The sequence below is a fragment of the Agromyces molybdatiresistens genome (assembly GCF_052748445.2).
The window spans coordinates 3060120-3082217 of the sequence record NZ_CM188258.1 but is presented as its reverse complement, the minus strand read 5'-3'; the positions used below and the strand labels follow the sequence as shown (position 1 = coordinate 3082217).

Sequence of the window (22098 nt, the reverse complement as noted above, 5' to 3'; positions counted from 1 at the left end):
GCCGACGTGGCAGGTTCTGCCCCTGCGCCCTCCGGGTCCAGAGCCCGGTGCTCTACTACTGAGCTACACGCCGCAACGAAGCAACCTTAGCTGGAGAACTCCGTTCGCCCGTTTGCCCGCGATCGCGCCGCGGCTATAGACCGAGACCGCGGCGCTGCGGTGTTCGGCCGCGATCGGCGGCATCGGGCGGCGGATGAATCCTCCGGTGTGATGGTTCACCGCTCCTCGACAGCCCAGCCACCGACTCTCGCGCTGCGGCCGTCGCGCTCACGAGTCCCCGATCCGAGCGGTCCCGCTCGAGCGCGAGCGTGAACTGCTCACGAGCGTCATCCAGATCGGATGCCACGACATGCAGCCGATTGGCATCCCGCCCCCGCGTCATCCCCACATACACGCTCGCCGCATCCATGCTGTCGCTCAGCACAGTGTGCGATTCGAGCAGGCTGGCGCCTTGTATCCCAAAAGCGGTCGAGGCATACGCGAGATGGGTGTGCTCTGTTACGTACTCCGCCGGCAGTCGCACAGTCCGCGGCCTCGTACCGGCGCCCGACTCCTTCGCCCAAATCGCTCCGTCGTCGGTCACGCTGTGAACGACCCACGTTTGCCGATTCGCCACTCGTGCTGTCGAGTCGTTCTTACGCGTCTGAATCACGTCGCCGGGCCCGATGCTCAACCCGTCCTTGCCGGTCGCCGTGCGGGCGTCGTCGACCTCACCATCGCGCACGCGCTGGCTACGAACGCGCTCGTTCAGCTCTCGCGCCTCTTCGTTCGTCGCAACCGTGATCGCGTCATCGTCCCGTCTCTCGCGAGCGAGCGTATCGAGCAGCTCATCCGGGCTTCGATGCATGACGACGAGTCCACGTGCCTGCAACTCCTCGAACAGCGACGAAGGATCATCCCCTCGACGCATCCGGATGGTGAGCACGGCGTACCCGGGGTCGGTGAATCGGTGCACGGTCGTCATGCTGTGCACGCGGGGGAGGAGTTGTGCGGCGATGTCGAGCACGCCGCCGCGGCCGACCGCGGCGAGCTGCGCCCGATCGCCGACGAGCGCCAGCGTTGCGCCGTACTCGTCGGCGACGGCCAGGAGCGCGAGCGCTGTGTCCTGGTCGAGCATGCCGGCTTCGTCGACGACGATGCGCTCACCACGGGCGAGTCGAGCGGATGCCGCGGGGCCGGCGTATGGGGCATCCGTCTCTGGGTCGCGATCACCGACGGCGAGCCGAGTCCAGACGCCGTCGCGATTCCACCGCCAGCCGTACGCGTGCACCAGCTTCGCGACGCTGTCGGCCGTGATCCCGAGTTCCTGGTGCGCGACATCCGCCGCCTTCTTCGTCGGAGTGACCACCCGTGTCGCGCGACCCTGTGAGGCAGCCGTCGCGACCGCGGCCGCCAGCATCGTGGTCTTGCCCGCGCCCGCGGCGCCCTCCACGACAACGAGCGGGTCGGCGGACGCGACCGCGGCGGCGGCCCTCGCCTGCGCCGGATCCAGCCCCAATCGGCGTGCGATGCGGCCCACGTCCGGCGGACGGTTTCGGGATTTGGTTGCGCGCGCACCGAGGAGATCGCGTAGCCGGGTCTCGCAGGCGATGACGCGCACGCTGGTCAGGTGAGCGACGTGCTCGGGCGCAGGGCCATCCGGCGGAAGGACGGACAAGCAGTCCTCACTCGCCAACCGAGTCGCAAGCATGATCAGCTCGCGCAACGGCCGCGGGGCGGTTCGCACGCCGGCCTTTGTGATGATCCGCGTGGCTTGGTCTTGAATGTCGTGCACCGTCCAGGTCGATGCGGCTGCCGCGCACCGGTCGAGTGCTCGGGATGCGACATCCTGAACTCGAAGTTCATCGAGCGCAATCGGCATGTGCGCCGACTCGCGCTCGAGATCGGAGCGATAGCCGGCATCCTCAAGCTCCGCCTGCCAAGCCGACTCGCACCCGAGCGTGGTTGGCCTCTTGTGCGGCCGTTCGTGGTCCCAGGCCATCGCCGCGAGTCGCGACAACGCGGCCGGTCCAGGCTCCTCATCGGGATGCTCGAGACGCCAGTCCTTCTCGAAACGCGACAGGTTGCGCGCAACCTGCTCGGCGCGTTTGCTCATCACCGCGTTGAACGGCCGCAACTCGGCCACTTCGCCGGTCACGGGATCGAGCGTGAGGCCGTGCGCGTCGAGGGCGGCCGCGAGTTGCGGATGAGCAGCGATGACGGCCGTGCCGAGCGAGCGGATCGCACCCTGCTGCCGGAACAGCGCCGCCGTGTCGAGGGCCCGCCACGCATCGTCGGCCCACACTCTCGTGCCCACCTGGAAATGGATGTGGCGGTGCGGGTCTCCGGCGCGCGATGTCTTGTGCGAGACGGCTACGGTCTCGAGTTGTTCGACCGGCACCACCCGCTGCGCGCCGCGCGGTCCGACTCGGGTGACAGAGTGCTGACCGAGCCAAGCGCGGATCTCTGCGACCGCATCGCGCTGGGCAGCGTCGAGCGCTTCGGAAACCTCGGGGTGCAATGCTGCCGCGATCGACAGGGACTTGGGCGCGTTCACGACCATCTCCGCGAAACGCGGCGAGCCATGGCGGCCGTCGCCGGGCAAACGGGGCTTGCCCATCGCCTCACCGGTCAGCGGGTTGACCCAGTCGACCCACTGCGCGTACTCGTCGGGCGTCAGGGCGCCCTCGCCAATCACCTCGCCGGCGCTATCGACGACAGAGAACTCGGCGAGGGATGGCCCGCCCTCGAGGTAGTACTCGTCCGCGCGCGATCGATCCGACTCGAGGTAGCGGCGCGCGTCTGCTCCGGAACTCCGGTACAGGATCACGCCGCCCTTCATTGCCGCCTCCGAGCTAGCTCAGGTTCTTGCAACTACCTACGGTAGCATACGTCCATTCAGAACTGGAGCGAGTGCATACGTTGTTGCGGTGGAGTCGATCTAGCATCCGGGGCGGGCGGTCGCGGGGTCTGGATGCGATCCGACTAGCATCTAGCCGATGGATGTTTCTGAGGACGTCGATGCGCTAGGTTCAAGGTCTCGGCCACCTGTAGGCATCCCTATCCACGAGATCGTGCTGTATGAGGCGCTGGACCGGCACGCTGCCCGGCTCTTCCCGCCAGGTGCTGGCCGGAGTACCTACATCATCACTGAGCCGGAGCTTGGATTCGGTCGACCGGACGCAATATTGCTAACCATCTCGTCCGTGTCCCTGAGTGCGTTCCGTCGTCGAGGGCTTCGTTTGCCGAGCTTGAACGCGGCGAAGAGTCTGAGCGGCGAAGGAAGCAGCCTCACTGAGCGGCATGCACGAACGCTCTCGCGTGATCTGGAGCGCGCCGGATGGTCCGAGCATGACCTGCGCATGGCCAGTGGCATGGTGGCCGATGCGCTTGCGGTCGAGGCCAAGTTGGGTGAGTGGCGACGTGCAATCCGTCAGGCAGCTGCCTACCGCGTGGGTACAGGACGTTCGGCGGTGTTGCTCCCTGGCCACGTGGGAGATCGAGTTGACGTTCGGAACCTGGAGACCCACTCCGTCGGGCTGCTTCTCGAAGAAGACAGGTCGATCAGATGGAAGCTGGCCGCACCCAGGTCGGAAGTCAGTGTCAGTCGCCGGGCATGGTTGACGGAGCTATTGCTTCGCGGCCTCGATTCAGACGCAGCTCACAGGGTCACCTGATCGGCGAACATAGTGAGCGCTTCCCGATACGCTACGACACGATTTCTGTAGCTCGGGTCAGGCAGAAGACCGGCCGCGCCAATCGAGTCCCATAGCTCAATGGCCCTCTCCAAGCTATTCATAACCGCGCCGACTCGAGCTGCTGCATCGGATTCGCCACTCAGGATCGCTGCGCGTGACGATAATGCCACCATGTGTTCCACTTGAGCGTCAACTCGGCCCAGCTCATCGAATGGAGTCGCTTCGAAGCGAGCGATCTCTGACGCCGTGAAGATTGCATCGCGCAGCCGCGACTCAAAGAGCAGCGCTGTCTCGGTCTCGGCTCGGGGAACCGACCAAAGTCGCTTCAAGTGTGTCCGGACGGCCGGGGCCCGCCCGCCGCTAGCAGGTGACATCCATTTGGAAGAACTGAACTGGCGCAGAGTGTATGACCACCCGGCTCCCATCGCGTCCGCACCAACCGCCAGTCCGAGCAGTCCCTCGAAATCCGTGAATCCCCAAGTGACTTCGAAGTCGTTGAGTTCACCGAGCGCGTGAATCAGCCGGAGTAGATTGCTAAGTTTTGTGGGCGCCCACGGCGTGGGTGGGTAGTTCGTCGAGCCTCGACTAATGAGCAGGTAGAAGCCGCGTACCGGAAGTGAAGTGGCGACGTTCAGCCAGCGCTCGATCGACAGCCAATCAGAAAGTCCGGCCTCATCAACTGCGAGCGTTGCGACTGTCCGATCTGCACCCCATGCTTGGCTTGCCGTGCGCGCGAACTGAACCGAGAGCGGAGTCCAGATGTCTGCGAACGAGTCTTGTAGAGGGCCCGGAGCGATCCAACGACCTTCTGGGTTGACGGAACCATTCAGCCGTCCAACCTGATCGACGTGGGCTGCGATTGACTGCGCGTCTTGCGCCCACGAAAGCCCGTCGAATGCCAGCCCGTGACTCTCGTGATTGCGGCCCCGACCTCCAGGTTGGGTCGAATAGAGGTATGTCTGCGGATCGATTAGGACATTGAGGCCGTTGTCCCGAGTCCACTGAGCCGTATCCGCAAGCGCACGAGAGTCCTCGTCGCCGGGGCTGAGAATCACACCGCCTAGGTGGCCACCGCTGAGGACGGCAGGCAGCTTCATTCCCTTTCCGTATCCCTGTTGAATGTAGAAGGTCATTTGATACCCAGCTTCTCCATTGGCAGTTCGGGCGTGCGGTAGCGGCCGTAAATGGCCGGCGATAGTAGCCGTCCCAGGACCTCACGGACGTCGTCATCGAGGTCATCGTTCGCAAGGTCAGCCGGGGTGAAGCCAACCAGCGCCTGCAGGTACGCGCCTGCGGAAATGCCCGGGCGATAGAAGGGGTGCGTACCTCTGACGGCCTCGAGAACCGTCAGCCCGATCAGGTACTGGTCCGTTCGAAAGTCGATCTGCGCGTTACGTCGTTGTTCGAACTGCTCGGGCGCTGCGTAACGTGGGGTTTTCGGTGAGGCAAGTTCGGAATCGGTGAGCGCCGACATCTCGGTGACGAGTACAAGGCCGAGGTCTAGGAGGACTGGGGTTCCATCGCCGTCGTACGCGATGTTGCCTGGCTTGATGTCGCGATGCACGATCTTCTCAGTACCCCACAGCGCGGCCGAGGCCTTTAGAAGTGAGATCAGGAGGCTCCGAATCTCTGCGCGATCGAGTGGGCCATCCACGAGGCGGTCCTCGAGGGTGCCACCGCTGTAGAAGGGTTCTTCAAAGCAGAGGTAGCTGGACTCACCGATCCTCACGACGGTTGGTGCGGAGATCAGCGAGACGACGTGGGGGCTATCCACGGACCCCATACTCGAAATCTCGCGAGCCGTTCGATCAGGCATCTGGTCAAGGTCGAACTCGTCTGGTTCATCGCTGATCGGAGAGCTATAGATCACCTTCAGGACGTGTGTGCCCTGATCAGTTGACGCGCGGTATGCCACCTTGAACGAGCCCTGCCCGAGCGCTGGGGTCGTGAGGTTGAGGCCCGGGAAGGACGCGCGCACTTCGTCGTCAGTAAATGGGAGTGGGGGAAGCTGGGGCACCTTCGACTCCTTTTGGCGTGCAGGGCGCTGTAATTGGGACGCGGCAGTCGAGCTTCAACCGTTTGTGTCAGGGCCAGACATGATCCTAGAGGGACGGAATGTTTCCGCTCGCTGTACGGTGCACGTGTGTCGGGCCCGGTTATTCAGAAGGGCGCTGGTCGCCGCTCCAACTTGAGCTTCTAGCCGGCGCGGCCCCGACGCCCGGGTGGCAGCAGACCGCGCTCGCGGGCTCTTGTGACCCAACCCTGTGCGGTGGAGAGGGCGACGCCGTTGACCTTCGCCATCGTCGAGCTCGGGTTGGCGTCGCCTTGCTGCGTCAGCCGGCCGTGCTGCAGCGCGACCAGTTCGTAGAAGTCCGGCACCTTCTTCGGGTCGCCCAGCGGCTTGAGCAGGTCGCGCTCGCTGACTTTGCGGCCAGACGGCAGCACGATCTTGCCGCCGGTGATCGTCTCGGTGCGCTTCATCGCGAAGAGGCGCTTGTTGATCGCGGCCTCGATGCGCGCGGTTGGCAGCTCGCGGAGCAGTTGGCTCGTGATCGGGTCGCCCGGGCGCCAGGGGAGATAGATCACGCCGGTGATTCGGATCTCCTCGGGCACGGCGAAGAGCTGGCGCTGAAGGCGGATCATCACGCGAGTATGTGTGGCCTCATGCTCGAGGTAGCGCCACCGCCCGTCGATCGTCTCGTTCTCGGTCGAGGTGCGCTGGGCGTTCAGCTGCGACTCGGTTGTCGCGCTGTCGTCGTATCTGAGCACCGCATCGATCTGCGCACTCGCATCGTCGTCGCGCTCGCCCGGGAAGGGGCTGGGCAGGTGCCAGCCTTCGGGCAGGTCTTCGGCGAGCAGCAGGCCGTCGTGCGGCACATTGCCTGGGCGGTGCGGGGAGTCCGGCATGCGACGAGTCTAGCCACACAACTCAGATACTTGCCGAAACCCGTGCGCGGAGATAATCTCAGGTACTTGCAAATAGCCGCGCATGGGTCGGCATGCACGAGATGCCAGCAGGCGGCCGATGAGTCGAGGGGGAGCGTTATGGCCGATACCGCGTGGAGGGTCGAGTATCTGAGCCGAGTCGAGGCGGCCGAGCGGTGTCGCATCCCGGTCTCGAGCTTCGACAAGCTGCGCCACGACGGGCTCATCCCCGAGCCCGACGCCCGCATGGGCAAGCACCTGCTCTGGAGCGCCGACACGATCGACGAGCTGCTCGCGCGGGGTGGAACGGATCACTGATGGCCGGGCGGCCGACGAAGGACACCCCGTCGCGGGTCGATCCGCGCACGGGCCGGCCGCTGCCCGAGGGCATCCGCTGGCGCGCCGACCGGCAGCGCTACCAGATCCGCGTCGTCGGCCCGAGTGTCGAGGGCGGCGCCGCCGAGCGCTCCCGAACCTTCCTGACGCTCGCCGAAGCCAAGCGCGAGCTGGCCAAGATGGTCGCCGGTCGCAACCCGAACGGCTCGATGACGCTCGACCAGTGGCACGAGAAGTATTGGCCGGCGATCGAGGCGTCCATCCGACCGGCTACGGCCCGCAGCTACGGCGTGGCCTGGCGCCTTCGCGTGAAGCCGAGCCTCGGCCGCCATCGGCTCGAGGACATCACCTCGCCGATGATCGAGTCGGCGATGGTCGCGTGGTCGGGCGGGGCATCCGCCAAGAACGATGCACTCGCGGTGCTCTCGCGGCTGCTCGATGGCGCCCGCCGCTCTCGGTTCATCGACTACAACCCGGCGCGCGAGGTGAAACGGCCGAGTATGCGCGAGTCGATTTCGCCGGTCTCGCGTGCGCTGACCTTCGACCAGATCCGCATCATGCTCGAGCTGGTGCCCGATGGCGTCTACCGACGCTACCTCGCGGCGCTGGTCTACACGGGCATGCGGGCGGGGGAGGCCACCGCTCTTCGGGTCGGCGACATCGACTTCGGCCGCGGTGTCATCCGTGTCAGCCGGTCGTTGAGCCCGGGCATGCGTGGCGAGCTCATCGAGCAATCACCGAAGAGTCACAAATCGCGGGACGTCCCGCTGATCGACGCGCTGCGTCCGTATGCCGAGGCTGCGGCACGCGGAAAGCGTGCGAGCGACCTGCTCTTCGACGGCGCCGACGGTGGGCGCCTCACGAGCCACAACGTGCGCCGAGCCGTCGACTGGGACGAGTTGCGCGTCGCGATCGGCAGACCGGACCTGCGCATCCATGACCTGCGCCACACGTTCGCGACGATCCTCTTCGACGCCGGCGCGAGTGCACCTGACGTGCAAGCTACGCTCGGCCACTCGAGCCTCCAAGTCACCGAGCGCTACTCACGCGCGCGAGAGGGAGTCGCGCTCCGCGCCGGCGCCGCACTCAACGAGGCGATCAGAGCCGACGGTCTCAAGCCCAGCGGCGACCCGGGTATGGCACACGAGGATGCCCCGGCCCGGCGTTAATGGCACAACAATGGCACACGCTCACCGCAGGCCAGGCCCGACTGCCTCGTGAAACGACGAAACCCCCGGTCGCCCGGGGGTTTCACTTGTGGCTCCGACCGGCATCGATCCGGTGACCTTTCGATTTTCAGTCGAACGCTCTACCAACTGAGCTACAGAGCCTCGGGGTGCCGAAGCACCTCGATGATAAGGAGAAAGCCCCTTCTCTCGAAAGGGAAAGGGCTCGTCGCCTGAGCGACCCTGACGGGACTTGAACCCGCGACCTCCGCCGTGACAGGGCGGCACGCTAACCAACTGCGCCACAGGGCCTCGTAAAGAAGCTGTTCAATTGTAAACCCATCGTCTGGGTGACCCCAACGGGATTCGAACCCGTGCTGCCGCCGTGAAAGGGCGGTGTCCTAGGCCGCTAAACGATGGGGCCGGAAGGTCTCGCCCGAGGGCTCGACCGCCGAGAAGAAAGCATACGCATACCTCGCCCAGAATCCAAAACGGGCCCGACGAGACACGCCACTCGCCGCGGAAATGCCCGATCCGCGGTCGATCCGAACCTAGTGTGGCAGGGCCACTGCCCGCATGGCGGGTACGCGAGCGCGGTGCCGGCCGGCCCGCGCGGATGGGGAGTCATGCCGCGGAACGATGCACGCCGAGCCCCCAGGGGGTCGCGGATGCGCGCGCTCGCGGGCGCGCTCGTGATCGTCTTCGCCGCGACCGCCGGCGTGGTCGCGAACCCGATCGCCGCGACCGCGGCCGACTACCCCACGTGGGAGGAAGTGCAGAAGGCCAAGGCGAACACCAGGGCTGCGGCGCAGGCGGTCGACGAGATCATCGGCCTCATCGCCGACCTCGAGGCCAACGTCGAGGCGACCCGCGCCGAAGCCCAGCGCCGCACCGAGGAGCTCCTCGTCGCGCAGCAGGAGTACGACGACGCCGTGCGCCGCGCCGACGAGATCCAGGCGCAGGCCGACGAGGCGAGGATCGAGGCCGAGGAGGCCGAGACGAACGCCGGACAGCTCGCGGCGCAGCTCTACCGGACCGGCGGCTCCGACCTCGGCGTGAACCTCATGTTCGACGCCGGCGACGCCGCCCGCACCGACGAGCTGCTCGCCAAGCTCGGATCGATGGAGAAGCTGGTCGAGCGAACCGCGGACATCTACGAGCAGGCCAGGGAGGCCGGCAACACCGCGCAGTCGCTCGCCGACCAGGCCGAGGTGGCGCGGGCCGAGCGCGAGAAGCTCCGGATCGCGGCCGAGCAGGCGCTCGCCGCCGCGCAGGCCGCGCAGGCCGCGGCCGAGGAGGCGCTGGCCGAGTCCGAGGAGAAGAAGATCGAACTCGACCAGCAGCTCAAGTTCCTCAAGGACAAGGAGGCGAAGACCGCCGCCGCGTACCAGGAGGGTGAGCGCAAGCGGAAGGAAGAGGAGGAGCGTCGACGGCGCGCAGCGGCGGCCGCGGCCGCAGCTGCGGCGGCAGCAGCTGCCGCAGCCGCAGCGGCCGGCGGTGGCGGCAGCAGCAGCGGAGGCGGCGGCGGCGGCCAGACCGTGTCCTCCGGCTGGTCCAAGCCCGCCTACGGCTGGATCTCCGGCAGCTACGGCCCGCGCCAGGTCATCTGCAGCGGCGGCTACTGCTCGAACTCGTTCCACTACGCGACCGACCTGGCGACCGGGTGCTCGGCGCCGATCTACGCGGCGAACTCCGGCACCGTGGTCTACGCGGGCTGGTCGGGCAGCTACGGCAACTTCATCAAGATCGACCACGGCGGCGGCATCTCCACCGGGTACGCGCACATCCGCGAGGGCGGCCTGTTCGTCGGCTACGGCCAGCGGGTGAGCTCCGGGCAGGTGATCGCCTCGAGCGGCACGACGGGTGCGTCCACCGGATGCCACCTGCACTTCGAGGTCTACAGCGGCTGGAGTCGGATCGACCCGGTCCCGTTCATGGCCGCGCGCGGCATCTCCCTCGGCTGAGGCCGGCGCCCGGCCGGCGCGGCGCGACGAGGGGGCGAGCCGTCAGGCTCGCCCCCTCGGTGCGTGCGGGCGGATGCCGCGGCATCCGCTCGGGCTCAGTGGCCCGGGTAGGCCTCGATCGCCTTCGCGATGAGCGACTCGGCCTCGGCGGCGTTCGCCCAGCCCTCGGTCCTGACCCACTTGCCGGGCTCGAGGTCCTTGTAGTGCTCGAAGAAGTGCTCGATCTCCTTGCGCGTGAACTCGGGGATCGTGTCGACGTCCTGGATGTGGTCCCAGCGGGGGTCGCCGGCGGGCACCGCGATGACCTTCGCGTCGCCGCCGCCGTCGTCGACCATGTTGAAGACGCCGACCGGGCGCACCTTCACCCCGACGCCGGGGAACAGCGGGTACTGGGTGAGCACGAGCACGTCGAGCGGGTCGCCGTCGTCGCCGAGCGTGTTCTCGAAGAAGCCGTAGTCGGTCGGGTACACGAAGTTCGTGTAGAGCACGCGGTCGAGGAACACCCGGCCGGTCTCGTGGTCGACCTCGTACTTGTTGCGGCTCCCCTTGGGGATCTCGATGACGGCGGCGTACTCGCCCATGTGCTCTCCTCGTTTCGGATGGTGGAGTCGTGGAAGTCTCGGGAGCCGGAGCGGCTCCGGGTCGACGCGCGCCCGGATCGGCGCCGCGAGCGACGGAATAAGGTTACGTGATGCCCTCGGAGCGCCGACCCCGACTGACGCCGCCGATCGCCGACGTGCGACGCGCGGTGCGTGCGGTGCTCGCGCCGAGCGACGATTCGCCGCTCGCCCTCGTCGCGCTCTCGGGCGGTCCCGACTCGCTGGCGCTCGCTGCTGCGGCGGCCTTCGAGGCGCCGAGATCCGGATGGCGCGCCGGCGCCGTCGTCGTCGACCACGGGCTTCAGCCGGGTTCCGCCGAGACCGCGGATGCCGCGGCAGCCGTCGTCCGCGACCTCGGCCTCGATCCGGTGCTGGTCGAGCGGGTCGTGGTTGGCGCCGCACCCGGTGGCGACGGTCCCGAGGGCGCCGCCCGCTCCGCCCGGTACGCCGCATTGGACGGCGCCGCCAGCACGACCGGCGCCGAGGTCGTGCTGCTCGGCCACACGCTCGACGACCAGGCCGAGACGGTGCTGCTCGGGCTCGCGCGCGGCTCGGGGGCGGCGAGCCTCGGCGGCATGTCCGCGCGCTCGGGCCGATACGTGCGGCCGCTCCTCGGAATCCGTCGCGCGACGACACGGCAGGCGTGCCTCGACGCAGGCCTCGCGCCGTGGGACGACCCGCACAACCTCGACCCCGCGTACGCGCGCGTGCGCGTCCGGGAACGGGTGCTGCCCGTGCTCGAGGCCGAGCTCGGCCCCGGCGTCGCCGACGCGCTCGCCCGCACCGCGGAACAGCTCCGCGAGGACGAGCAGGCGTTCGCCGACCAGATCGAGGAGTTCATCGAGGAGGTCTGCGAGCCCGCGGAGGCGGGCATCGCGATCTCGGCGCCCGTGCTCGCGGCGAATCCGGCCGCGCTGCGGCAGCGCATCATCCGGCACGTCGTGGACAGCGAGTTCGGGGTGTCGCTGAGTCGCGTCCAGACGCTCGAGGTGGCCCGGCTGGTCACCGACTGGCACGGGCAGGGGCCGATCGACCTGCCCCGCGGCATCCGGGCCACCCGGGCCGGCTCGCACGTCGTCATCTCGGCCACCGGATCGACCGAGGTGCTGCCGCACGATCACTGACCGCCACGGCGTAGGCTCGTGACATCCGTTCGCCCAGACGCACGAAAGAGGAGCACGGGATGGATTCGCGCGAGATCGAGGCCGACCTGACCGAGGTGCTCGTCACCGAGCAGCAGATCCACGACAAGCTCGCCGAACTCGCGCGCGTCATCGAGGTGGACTACGAGGGCAAGGACCTGCTCCTCGTCGGCGTGCTGAAGGGTGCGGTCATGGTCATGGCCGACCTCGCGCGCGAGCTGCGGTCGCACGTGACCATGGACTGGATGGCCGTCTCCTCCTACGGGGCCGGCACGCAGTCCTCGGGCGTGGTGAAGATCCTCAAGGACCTCGACTCCGACCTCTCCGGGCGGCACGTGCTCATCGTCGAGGACATCATCGACTCGGGCCTCACGCTCAGCTGGCTCACCGGCAACCTCGCCTCGCGCGGTGCGGCCTCGATCGAGATCTGCGCGCTGCTGCGCAAGCCGGATGCCGCCAAGGTCGAGATCGACGTGAAGTACCTCGGCTTCGACATCCCCAACCGGTTCGTCGTCGGCTACGGGCTCGACTTCGCGGAGCGGTACCGCAACCTGCGGGACGTCGCGATCCTCGCCCCGCACGTCTACAGCTGAGGCCCGACCGGCGCGCCGATCGGAGTCGTCCATGGCTGAGGCGGAACGCCGCACCAGGGTGAAGGACGCGGGGGCCGCCTTCGCGAGCAACTGGCGCAACCGCGACCTGCGCCGCGCCCAGCTCAGCTTCCTCGGCGCATGGACGGCGGAGTGGGCGTTCACGGTCGCCCTCGGGATCGTCGCGTATCGCGACGGCGGCGCCGCAGCCGTCGGGCTCGTGGGCCTGCTCCGGATGCTTCCGTCAGCACTGCTCGCGCCGCTGCTCTCGCCGATCGCCGATCGCGGGCGCAGGGAGCGCGTGCTGATCCTGGTGTCGGTGGTCCGAGGAGCCGCGACCGCGGCCGCGGCCGTCGTCGTCGCCGTGTCGGGTCCCGCATCCGTCGTCTACGCGCTCGCCGTGGTCTCCACGATCGCGGCGACGCTGTACCGGCCGGCGCACTCCGCGCTGCTTCCGTCGCTGTGCCGCACGGGATACGAGCTCGCGAGCGCCAACATGGTGCGCGGGCTGCTGGACTCGGCGGCGACGGTCGCCGGGCCCCTGCTGGCGGCGGTGCTGCTCCAGTTCACGGGGGTCGACGTCGTGTTCGCCGTCGCCGCCGCCGCGTCGTTCGCGGCCGCCGCCCTGCTCGTGCGGCTCCGCTACGACGCTCCGCCTCGCCCGTCGGCGCCGGAGCGCCCGAACATCGGCCGGGAGGCGCTCGAGGGGCTCCGCGCGGTCGGACGGGACCGGGACCTCGTCCTGATCCTCGGCCTCGCGGCGGCGCAGTCCCTCACGCGTGGCGCGCTGACGGTCCTGTCGGTGGTCGTCGCCATCGAGCTCATCGGCACGGGCGAGCCCGGCGTCGGCGCCCTCATGACCTCGGTCGGGGTGGGCGCCGTGCTCGGGTCGCTCGGTGCATCGCTGCTGATCGGGACCGGGCGGCTCGGCGGATGGTTCGCCGTCGGCGTGGCGCTCTGGGGACTCCCGATCGCGCTCGTCGGCGTCTTCCCCCAGCAGGCGGTCGCGCTCGTGCTGCTCTCGTTCGTCGGCGTCGGCAACGCCCTCATCGACATCGCCGGCTTCACGCTCATCGGCCGGATCGCGCCCGACGAAGTGCTGGCACGCGTGTTCGGCGTGCTCGAGAGCACGGTCGCGGTGTTCGTCGGGATCGGGGGCGTCGTCGCGTCGGCGCTGATCGGATGGTTCGGGATCCAGCCCGCGCTCGTCGCGATCGGGCTCCTCTGCCCGGTGCTCGCGGCGGCGTCCTGGTGGCGCCTCCGCGGGCTCGACCGGGTCGTGGCCGCACTCGACCGCGAGATCGGGCTGCTGCGACGCGTCGACATGCTGTGCATGCTGCCCCTCCCCTCCGTCGAGCAGCTCGCACGCGGCCTCGAGCCCGTGTCCGTGGCATCCGGGACGACGGTGTTCGCACAGGGCGACCCCGGCGACCGCTACTACGTCATCGAGTCGGGCGAGGTCGACGTCGTGCGCGACGGACGCCGCGTGGCCGAGCTCGGGCCGGGGGAGGGCTTCGGCGAGATCGCGCTCATGCGCCCGACGGGGCGGATGGCGACCGTTGTCGCGCGGAGCGACCTCCGGCTGCAGGCGCTCACGTCCGACCGGTTCCTGCCGGTGGTGATGGGATACACGCCGAGCGCTGAAGAGGCGACGGCGACGGTCGACGACATCCTGTCGCAGTACGAACCGGGGGACACGCCGGGCGAGGGGTGAGGGCGCGGCGCGCTTTCAGCGGCTGTGCCCGTGGTCCGCTTCGCGCGCTGCGCGCTTTCAGCGGCTGTGCCCGTGGTCCGCTTCGCGCGCTGCGCGCTTTCAGCGAACAGGCAGCAGGTGTCCAGTGGCCAGAGGGTAGCCTGCTAGCACCATGAACATGAAGAAGATCCTGCGCGGGCCGGTCCTCTACATCCTGCTGGCCATCGTCGCGGTCTGGATCGGGTCGACGCTCATCACCCAGTCGGGCTTCCGCGAGGTGTCGACCCAGAAGGGGCTCGAGCTCCTCGACGACGGCAAGGTCGCGGCCGTCAAGATCGTCGACGTCGAGAATCGCGTCGACCTCACGCTCGCCGAGGCCGAGGACGACCTCGGCACGCAGGTGCAGTTCTACTACGTGACCCCGCGCGGCGACGACGTCATCGCGGCGGTCGACGCGGCGAACCCGGCCGACGGATTCGACGACGAGGTCCCGCAGCCGAACTGGTTCCTCTCGATGCTCGGCATCCTGCTGCCGCTCGTGCTCATCGGCCTGTTCTTCTGGATCATCCTCTCGGGCATGCAGGGCGGCGGCAATCGCGTCATGCAGTTCGGCAAGTCGAAGGCGAAGCTCGTCTCGAAGGAGAGCCCCAAGGTCACCTTCGCCGACGTCGCCGGGGCCGACGAGGCCATCGAGGAGCTCCACGAGATCAAGGAGTTCCTGAAGGAGCCTGCGAAGTTCCAGGCCGTGGGCGCGCGGATCCCCAAGGGCGTCCTGCTCTACGGGCCGCCCGGAACGGGCAAGACCCTGCTGGCGCGCGCGGTCGCCGGCGAGGCGGGCGTGCCGTTCTACTCGATCTCGGGTTCCGACTTCGTCGAGATGTTCGTCGGCGTCGGCGCGAGCCGCGTCCGCGACCTCTTCGACCAGGCCAAGCAGAACGCGCCGGCGATCATCTTCGTCGACGAGATCGACGCGGTCGGTCGCCACCGCGGCGCCGGGCTCGGCGGCGGGCACGACGAGCGCGAGCAGACGCTGAACCAGCTGCTCGTCGAGATGGACGGCTTCGACCCGAAGACCAACGTCATCCTCATCGCGGCCACCAACCGACCCGACATCCTCGACCCGGCCCTGCTGCGCCCCGGCCGCTTCGACCGCCAGATCGGCGTCGATGCGCCCGACCTCAAGGGCCGGCAGAAGATCCTCGAGGTGCACTCGAAGGGCAAGCCCCTCGCCAACGGCGTCGACCTCGAGGTGCTCGCGCGCAAGACGCCGGGCTTCACGGGCGCCGACCTCGCGAACGTCCTCAACGAGGCCGCGCTGCTCACCGCCCGCTCGAACGCGCAGCTCATCGACAACCGCGCGCTCGACGAGGCCGTCGACCGCGTGATCGCCGGTCCGCAGCGTCGCACGCGGGTGATGAAGGACAAGGAGAAGCTCATCACGGCTTATCACGAGGGCGGCCACGCCCTCGCGGCGGCGGCGATGAACCACACCGACCCCGTGACGAAGATCACGATCCTCCCGCGCGGCCGCGCGCTCGGCTACACGATGGTGCTCCCGCTGGAGGACAAGTACTCCGTGACGCGCAACGAGCTGCTCGACCAGCTCACCTACGCGATGGGGGGCCGCGTCGCCGAGGAGATCGTGTTCCACGACCCGTCGACCGGCGCGTCCAACGACATCGAGAAGGCGACCGCGACCGCGCGGAAGATGGTCACCGAGTACGGCATGTCGGCCAACGTCGGCGCCGTGAAGCTCGGCCAGTCGCAGGGCGAGGTCTTCCTCGGCCGCGACATGGGCCACCAGCGCGACTACTCGGAGGAGATCGCCGAGACGGTCGACGTCGAGGTGCGCACGCTCATCGAGCAGGCGCACGACGAGGCCTGGCAGGTGCTCAACGACAACCGCGACATCCTCGACCGGCTGGCGGCCGAGCTGCTCGAGAACGAGACGCTCGACCACAACCAGATCGCCGAGATCTTCAAGGATGTGCGGAAGCTCCCCGAGCGCCCGCTCTGGCTCTCGAGCGACCGGCGACCGGTCTCCGACCGCCCGCCGATCCCGTTCCCCAGCCAGAAGGCGCCGATCGACCAGGGCGCCGTCGACGGCGGAGTCGACTCGGGCACGCCGGTCGAGGAGGCCAAGGCGTCGCGCACGCCGAGCACGAAGCCGCGTCCCGCCACGGCGTGAGCCGCGGTCCGGGCGCAGAGGAGGGTGCCATGACGGGGTTCGATGCCGACCGCATCGAGCGCGCCGTGCGCGAGCTGCTGTTCGCCATCGGCGAGGACCCGGACCGGCCGGGACTCGAGCGCACGCCGCAGCGCGTCGCCGAGGCGTACGCGGAGTACTTCAGCGGCATCGGCGCAGACCCGCTGGCGCATCTCGCCGACACGGTCGCCTCGGGTGACACGGCCGCGGGCGTTCCCGCGACCTCCGACGCGGTGGTGCTGCGCGACCTCGCCTTCCGCTCGGTGTGCGAGCACCACCTGCTGCCCTTCACCGGCACGGCGCACGTCGCGTACGTCCCGGGCGACCGGATCGTCGGGCTCGGCCGGATCCCCGCGGTGATCGACACGATCGCCAGCCGCCCGCAACTGCAGGAGCGCATCGCCGAGGAGGTCGCCGATGCCCTGGTCGCCGGGCTCGACCCGCGCGGCGTGCTCGTCGTGATCGACGCGGTCCACGGGTGCGTCACGTCGCGCGGCGCGCGCCAGGAGCGCAGTTCGACGGTGACGGTCGCGAGTCGCGGCGAACTCGCCGAGCCCGCGGCGAGGGCCGAGATCATCGCGCTGATCGGATCGGGACGCGGTGCCTGAGCCGGTCGCCCGCGACGAGCGCGGCGCGGGCGCGCCGGTCCACCGGGCGTCCGGACCGCTCATCATGGGCGTCGTCAACGTGACGCCCGACTCGTTCAGCGACGGCGGGCGCTGGTTCGACGCCGACGCGGCGATCGCGCACGCGACCGAACTCGCCGCGCAGGGCGCCGACGTGCTCGACGTGGGCGGCGAGTCCACGCGGCCCGGCGCCGCGCGCGTCGACCCCGAGGAGGAACTGCGCCGGGTCATCCCGGTCATCCGCGGTCTCGCGGCTCGCGGGTTCCGGGTGAGCGTCGACACCATGCGCGGCTCGACCGCCGCGGCCGCCGTCGACGCGGGGGCCGAGATCATCAACGACGTCTCGGCAGGGCTCGCCGACCACGACATGGCCCGGATCGCGGCCGACTCCGGCGCGACCTACGTGGCGATGCACTGGCGCGGCCACTCCGACCGGATGGACGACCTGGCCGAGTACGGCGACGTCGCCCGCGACGTGCGCGACGAGCTCTCCCGGCGCGTCGACGAGCTCGTCGCGGCGGGCGTCGCGGTCGAACGGCTCATCCTCGACCCCGGACTCGGCTTCTCCAAGCGCGCCGAGCAGAACTGGGAGCTGCTGGCGAACCTCGACGTCCTCGCCGAGCTCGGCCTGCCGGTGCTCGTCGGGGCCTCGCGCAAGCGGTTCCTCGGCGCGCTGCTGCCCGACGGGGCGCCCGTCGAGGACCGCGACCTCCCGACCGCGGTCGTCAGCGTGCTGGCGGCGCAGGCGGGCGCCTGGGGGGTCCGCGTGCACGACGTCGCCGGAACGCGCGTCGCACTCGACGTCGCCCGCGCATGGCAGAGTGGACGACGTGGCCAGCACTCGTGATCGGATCGCCGTCACCGGCATCCGCGTGCGCGCGAACCACGGCGTCTTCGACTTCGAGCGCGAGCAGGGGCAGGAGTTCGTGATCGACGTCGAGGTCGCCGTCGACCTCGCCGCTGCGGCATCCGGCGACGAACTCGCCCGCACCGTCCACTACGGCGAGCTCGCGGTCGCGGTGGCCCGCGCCGTCGAGCGCGACCCGGTCGACCTCATCGAGACCGTCGCCGAGCGCGTCGCCGTCGTCGTCCTCGGGTTCGAGGGCGTCGAGGAGGCGACCGTCACCGTGCACAAGCCGCAGGCGCCCATCGAGGTGCCCTTCGACGACGTCGCCGTCACCGTCGTGCGGAGCCGCGCGTGACCCGGGCCGTGATCGCGTTCGGCGCCAACCTCGGCGACCGCGAGGCCGCCATCGCCTCGGCCACGCGGGAGATCGCCGAGGCGGAGGGCAACCGCCTCGTCGCCGTCTCGCCCGTCTACGAGAGCGCGGCCGTCCGGCTCGACGGCGTCGACCCGGACGCCCCGCGGTACCTCAACGGGGTGATCGTCATCGAGACCGACCTCGAGCCGCATGCGCTGCTCGACCTGCTCCAGCGCGTCGAGACCGAGCACGGCCGCACGCGTGAGACGCGCTGGGGCGACCGCACGCTCGACCTCGACCTCATCGACCTGGGCGGCCTCCGGCTCTCCGACGATCGGCTCGAGCTCCCGCACCCCCGGGCGTGGGAGCGGGCCTTCGTGCTGCAGCCGTGGCTCGACGTCGAGCCCGACGCCGAGATCGCCGGGCGCGGGCCCATCGCGGCGCTGCGAGCCGAGGCGACCGACGAGGTGGTGCGCCGGTGAAGCGCACGCACGCCTCCACCCTCGTCGTGTTCACGGTGGTCGGCCTCGCGGTCGGCTACCTCGGCGAGCTCGCGCTCGTCTCGGGCGGCGCGACCGCGCTCGTGCCCCCGATCTCGCTCGCGGTCACGCTCTTCGGCATCGGAGCCATCGTCGTGCTCGTCGCCTGGCCGATCCGCCAGGCGGTGCGCGGCGAGGCGAAGCGCCGGGTCGACCCGTTCCGCGCCGCCCGCATCGCGGTCCTCGCCAAGGCGAGCAGCGTCACGGGCGCACTCGTGCTCGGCGTCGGCGTCGGCATCACCCTCTTCCTGCTCTCGCGCAGCGTCCTGCCGCCGTCCGGGACGATCTGGATGGCGCTCGCGACCGCGATCGGCGCGGCACTGCTGCTCGCCGGCGGCCTCATCGCCGAGTACTTCTGCACGCTTCCGCCCGACGACCCCGAAGAGGAGGGTTCGGCGCATGCCTGACCCCGACGACACCGCATCCGACGCCCCGGAGCACGGCGGGGCGCTCGCCGACGACCCGTCGGCCGCGCACGTCGACGACGACTGGCGACGCGTCTCGCCGAAGCACGTCGTCGTCGAGGTCGTCGGCTCGTTCATCGGAGCGGGCCTCACCGTCGCGGTGCTCCTCGTCGTCGGCGCGTGGTTCGAACTGCCGTGGGCGACGTGGGCGGGCGTCGCGATCGGCGTGATCGCGCTCGTGTCGATCGCGTTCGAGCCGCGTCGCGTGAGGTCGATCGGGTACCGCCGGCGCGCCGACGACCTCGTCTTCCGCCGGGGGATCATGTTCCAGCGCCAGGTCGCGGTGCCGTACGGGCGGATGCAGCTCGTCGACATCACGCGCGGCCCGGTGTCGCGCGCGCTCGGCCTCGCCGACCTCAAGTTCGTGACCGCCGCCGCGGCGACCGCCGTGACCCTGCCCGGCCTGCCGATCGACGATGCCGAGCAGCTCCGCGACGAGCTCGTCGCCCTCGCCGAGACCCGCAGGGCGGGCCTGTGACCGAGCCCGCGGTGCGCGCACCGATCGGCCCGCTCGCCGACGGCGAGTGGCATCGGCTGCATCCGTCGAGCCCGCTGCTGCGCGGCGGGCTCGTGTTCCTCGCCGTGCTCGGCTTCGTGATCGCGAACCTCAGGGAACGCGTGGTCGAGGTGTTCGTCCTGCTGTTCGCCCCCGGCGCCGAGGCGCCGGGCGGATCCCCCGAGTTCGGCGGCGACTGGGGCGAGGACCCGATCACGGGCATCGTCACGCACGGGCTCGTCGGCTGGGCGCTGCTCGGCCTCGCCGTGGTCATCGTGCTCGTCGTCCTCGGCTTCTGGCTCGCCTGGCGCATGCACACCTTCCGGGTCACCGAGGAGGCGCTCGAGGTGCGCAGCGGCATCCTGTTCCGGTCGCACCGGAGTGCGCGACTCGACCGCATCCAGGGCATCAACGTGGCCCGTCCCGTCTTCGCGCGACTCTTCGGCGCTGCCAAGCTCGACGTCTCGGTGGCCGGGCAGTCGGGCAACGTCGACCTGTCGTACCTCGGCTCGGCGCAGGCCGATCGCCTGCGCGGCGACCTGTTGCGCCTGGCGTCCGGCGCTCGCCGGACCGATCAGGCGGGGCCCGGTGCAACGGACGGCGCGGGCGCGGAGGCCCCGGCTCCGGCGACGACGGATGCCGCGGCCGACCTCGACCACCTGCCCGGCGCGCCGACCGCCGTCGGTCGGGCGGGGGCGGTCGTCGGCCGTCGCGTCGACGAGTTCCTGGCCCCGGAGCTCGATCCCGACCTCGCCCCGCCGGAGTCCGTCGTGCGGCTGCCGCTGCCCCGGGTGATCGCTTCGGCGTTGCTCGGCGGCTCGATGATCTGGCTCGTCGCGATCGTGGCGATCATCGTCATCGCGTTCGCCACGGGTGCGGTGTGGATGCTCTTCACGTTCATCCCGGCCGCGATCGGCGTGATCAGCTACCTCTGGTCGCGGATCACGGGATCGCTGCGCTACTCGATCGCCGGGACCCCGGACGGCGTCCGCATCGGATCGGGCCTGCTCTCGACCGCCAACCAGACCATCCCGCCGGGTCGCGTCCACGCCATCGAGGCGTCGCAGTGGCTGCTCTGGCGGGCGTTCGGCTGGTGGACCGTCCGCGTCAACGTCGCCGGGCAGTCGATCTCGCAGGCGGCCGAGTCGGCCCGCCGCACGCTCGTCCTCCCCGTCGGCACGGCCGACGACGTGCGCCGCGTCATCGGCCTGCTCGCGCCCGATGCGCTCGACGAGCTCGCGCCGCTGCTGGATGCGGGACTCGCGGGCACCGGACCGGCGCAGGGGTTCACCTCGGCGCCGCGACGCGCGGCCTGGATCCGCCCGTTCTCCTGGCGGCGGATCGGCATCGCGGTCGAGGGCGGCACGGCGGTGCTCCGCAGCGGATGGCTGCTCCGCCGCCTGGTGCTCGTGCCGCTGGCGCGCATGCAGTCGGTCGCCGTCGCAGCCGGTCCCGTGCGTCGCGGCCTCGGGCTGGAGTCGCTGCGCATCCACACCGTCGTCGGCCCGATCACGCCCGAGGTCCCCGCGCTGAGCCGCGACGACGCGGCAGCGGCGTTCGGCGCGATCGCATCGGAGGCGGTCGACCGCGCGCTCCGCGACCGCAGCGACCGGTGGGGGGCCGAGCATGCGTCCTGACCAGCGCGCCGGACGACTGGGCGTCGGCACGATCGGCGCCGGGCGGGTCGGGGCCGTCCTCGCATCGGCTCTGGGCGGCGCGGGCCACGCGCTCACGGGCATCGCGGCGGTGTCCGACGCGAGCCGCGAGCGGGCGGCCGCCATGCTGCCCGAGGTGCCGGTCCTCCCGCTTCCCGAGATCGTCGAGCGCAGCGAACTCGTGCTCCTGGCCGTGCCCGGCGACGAGCTCGGCTCCCTCGTCGACGGCCTCGCGACGGCGGGCGCCTGGCGACCCGGCCAGCTCGTGGTCCACACCGCGGCCGCGCACGGGGTCGGCGTGCTCGAACCCGCGATGCGAGCCGGCGCGATCCCGCTCGCCATCCACCCCGCGATGTCGTTCACCGGCACGAGCGTCGACCTCGGTCGGCTCGCGGGCACGTGGTTCGCGGTGACCGCCCCGGCCCCGGTGCTGCCGATCGCGCAGGCGCTCGTCGTCGAGATGGGCGGCGAGCCCTTCGTCGTCGCCGAGGCCGACCGGCCGGCGTACGCCGAGGCCATCGACACGGCGGTCTCGTTCTCCACCGCGATCGTCGACCAGGCCACGGGCATCCTCGAGGGCATCGGGATGCGGCGGGCCGGCGCCGTGCTCGCGCCGCTCGTGCGCAGCTCCGTCGAGAACGCGCTCGCGCGCCACGACCCGGGGCCGCTGGTCGACGGGGCGGCTACGATCGACGGGGCCGACGACGAGCGGCCGTCGGGAGGTACGGCGTGACGGGCGACGACGAGCGGGCACCCCGCGCCGGCGGCACCGCGACGGCCGCGGGCGGAGCGACCGGCACCGGCGCGACGGTCGGCGC

Annotated in this window: 20 protein-coding genes and 4 tRNA genes; 15 read left to right on the top strand and 9 right to left on the bottom strand. The window is 70.1% G+C overall.

Annotated elements, in window-relative coordinates; translation table 11 throughout:
- Position 1 precedes the first annotated feature (1 nt).
- The 5 genes from ACULK2_RS14260 to ACULK2_RS14240 all read right to left on the bottom strand — a co-directional run bounded on the left by ACULK2_RS14260 (position 2) and on the right by ACULK2_RS14240 (position 6584).
- Positions 2–73 (bottom strand) — tRNA-Gln (locus tag ACULK2_RS14260).
- A gap of 60 nt (positions 74–133) precedes the next feature.
- The gene (gene mobF, locus ACULK2_RS14255; protein ID WP_445968500.1) at positions 134–2821 is read right to left on the bottom strand and encodes a MobF family relaxase; all 2688 of its coding nucleotides are present in this window, start codon (positions 2819–2821) and stop codon (positions 134–136) included.
- A gap of 819 nt (positions 2822–3640) precedes the next feature.
- Positions 3641–4810, bottom strand: a complete 1170-nt coding sequence (locus ACULK2_RS14250) for a hypothetical protein (protein WP_445968499.1) — start codon at positions 4808–4810, stop codon at positions 3641–3643.
- Complete coding sequence (locus ACULK2_RS14245; protein WP_445968498.1) at positions 4807–5694, bottom strand: protein kinase domain-containing protein; 888 nt, start codon at positions 5692–5694, stop codon at positions 4807–4809. Before ACULK2_RS14245 ends, ACULK2_RS14250 begins: the two co-directional genes overlap by 4 nt.
- A 179-nt stretch (positions 5695–5873) precedes the next feature.
- Positions 5874–6584 carry a hypothetical protein gene (locus ACULK2_RS14240; RefSeq protein WP_445968497.1) on the bottom strand — a complete coding sequence of 237 codons (711 nt, stop codon included), beginning with the start codon at positions 6582–6584 and terminating at the stop codon, positions 5874–5876.
- A gap of 138 nt (positions 6585–6722) precedes the next feature.
- Between ACULK2_RS14240 and ACULK2_RS14235 the strand changes: the two genes are divergently transcribed.
- Positions 6723–6920, top strand: a complete 198-nt coding sequence (locus ACULK2_RS14235) for a hypothetical protein (RefSeq protein ID WP_387086809.1) — start codon at positions 6723–6725, stop codon at positions 6918–6920.
- The gene (locus tag ACULK2_RS14230) at positions 6920–8107 is read left to right on the top strand and encodes a tyrosine-type recombinase/integrase (protein ID WP_445968496.1); all 1188 of its coding nucleotides are present in this window, start codon (positions 6920–6922) and stop codon (positions 8105–8107) included. Before ACULK2_RS14235 ends, ACULK2_RS14230 begins: the two co-directional genes overlap by 1 nt.
- An 89-nt stretch (positions 8108–8196) precedes the next feature.
- On the opposite strand, the gene ACULK2_RS14225 is transcribed toward ACULK2_RS14230, so the two are convergent.
- From ACULK2_RS14225 to ACULK2_RS14215, 3 genes are all read right to left on the bottom strand, one after another.
- A tRNA-Phe gene (locus tag ACULK2_RS14225) sits at positions 8197–8269 on the bottom strand.
- Between the two features lie 73 nt (positions 8270–8342).
- A tRNA-Asp gene (locus ACULK2_RS14220) sits at positions 8343–8416 on the bottom strand.
- A 39-nt stretch (positions 8417–8455) separates the two neighbouring features.
- Positions 8456–8528 (bottom strand) — tRNA-Glu (locus ACULK2_RS14215).
- A gap of 244 nt (positions 8529–8772) precedes the next feature.
- Between ACULK2_RS14215 and ACULK2_RS14210 the strand changes: the two genes are divergently transcribed.
- Positions 8773–10068, top strand: coding sequence for a peptidoglycan DD-metalloendopeptidase family protein (locus ACULK2_RS14210; RefSeq protein ID WP_445968495.1), 1296 nt, complete (start codon positions 8773–8775; stop codon positions 10066–10068).
- Between the two features lie 95 nt (positions 10069–10163).
- Here the strand turns inward: ACULK2_RS14210 and ppa are convergent, their stop codons facing one another.
- Positions 10164–10649: an inorganic diphosphatase gene (gene ppa, locus ACULK2_RS14205; RefSeq protein WP_445968494.1), complete on the bottom strand. Its 486-nt coding sequence runs from the start codon at positions 10647–10649 to the stop codon at positions 10164–10166.
- Positions 10650–10759: 110 nt separating this feature from the next.
- On the opposite strand from ppa, the gene tilS reads away from it, so the two are divergent.
- The 12 genes from tilS (at position 10760) to ACULK2_RS14145 (ending at position 22013) form a co-directional block, all read left to right on the top strand.
- Complete coding sequence (gene tilS, locus ACULK2_RS14200; RefSeq protein WP_445968493.1) at positions 10760–11791, top strand: tRNA lysidine(34) synthetase TilS; 1032 nt, start codon at positions 10760–10762, stop codon at positions 11789–11791.
- A gap of 59 nt (positions 11792–11850) precedes the next feature.
- Positions 11851–12402: a hypoxanthine phosphoribosyltransferase gene (gene hpt / locus ACULK2_RS14195; RefSeq protein WP_445968492.1), complete on the top strand. Its 552-nt coding sequence runs from the start codon at positions 11851–11853 to the stop codon at positions 12400–12402.
- A gap of 31 nt (positions 12403–12433) precedes the next feature.
- Complete coding sequence (locus tag ACULK2_RS14190) at positions 12434–14113, top strand: MFS transporter (RefSeq protein ID WP_445968491.1); 1680 nt, start codon at positions 12434–12436, stop codon at positions 14111–14113.
- Between the two features lie 151 nt (positions 14114–14264).
- The gene (ftsH, locus tag ACULK2_RS14185; protein ID WP_445968490.1) at positions 14265–16280 is read left to right on the top strand and encodes an ATP-dependent zinc metalloprotease FtsH; all 2016 of its coding nucleotides are present in this window, start codon (positions 14265–14267) and stop codon (positions 16278–16280) included.
- Between the two features lie 29 nt (positions 16281–16309).
- Entirely contained in the window at positions 16310–16906 is a 597-nt protein-coding gene (folE, locus tag ACULK2_RS14180; protein ID WP_445968489.1) for a GTP cyclohydrolase I, read from the top strand.
- Positions 16899–17771: a dihydropteroate synthase gene (gene folP, locus ACULK2_RS14175; RefSeq protein ID WP_445968488.1), complete on the top strand. Its 873-nt coding sequence runs from the start codon at positions 16899–16901 to the stop codon at positions 17769–17771. Before folE ends, folP begins: the two co-directional genes overlap by 8 nt.
- Complete coding sequence (gene folB, locus ACULK2_RS14170) at positions 17755–18126, top strand: dihydroneopterin aldolase (RefSeq protein WP_445968487.1); 372 nt, start codon at positions 17755–17757, stop codon at positions 18124–18126. The genes folP and folB overlap by 17 nt, the downstream gene beginning before the upstream one ends.
- Entirely contained in the window at positions 18123–18608 is a 486-nt protein-coding gene (gene folK, locus ACULK2_RS14165; RefSeq protein ID WP_445968486.1) for a 2-amino-4-hydroxy-6-hydroxymethyldihydropteridine diphosphokinase, read from the top strand. The genes folB and folK overlap by 4 nt, the downstream gene beginning before the upstream one ends.
- A complete protein-coding gene (locus ACULK2_RS14160) occupies positions 18605–19072 on the top strand; it encodes a DUF3180 domain-containing protein (protein ID WP_445968485.1) in 468 nt (155 codons plus the stop codon). The genes folK and ACULK2_RS14160 overlap by 4 nt, the downstream gene beginning before the upstream one ends.
- The gene (locus tag ACULK2_RS14155) at positions 19065–19607 is read left to right on the top strand and encodes a PH domain-containing protein (RefSeq protein ID WP_445968484.1); all 543 of its coding nucleotides are present in this window, start codon (positions 19065–19067) and stop codon (positions 19605–19607) included. The genes ACULK2_RS14160 and ACULK2_RS14155 overlap by 8 nt, the downstream gene beginning before the upstream one ends.
- A complete protein-coding gene (locus ACULK2_RS14150) occupies positions 19604–21262 on the top strand; it encodes a PH domain-containing protein (RefSeq protein ID WP_445968483.1) in 1659 nt (552 codons plus the stop codon). Before ACULK2_RS14155 ends, ACULK2_RS14150 begins: the two co-directional genes overlap by 4 nt.
- Positions 21252–22013 (top strand): Rossmann-like and DUF2520 domain-containing protein, encoded by a 762-nt coding sequence (locus ACULK2_RS14145; protein ID WP_445968482.1) that lies wholly within the window; start codon positions 21252–21254, stop codon positions 22011–22013. Before ACULK2_RS14150 ends, ACULK2_RS14145 begins: the two co-directional genes overlap by 11 nt.
- Positions 22014–22098 lie beyond the last annotated feature (85 nt).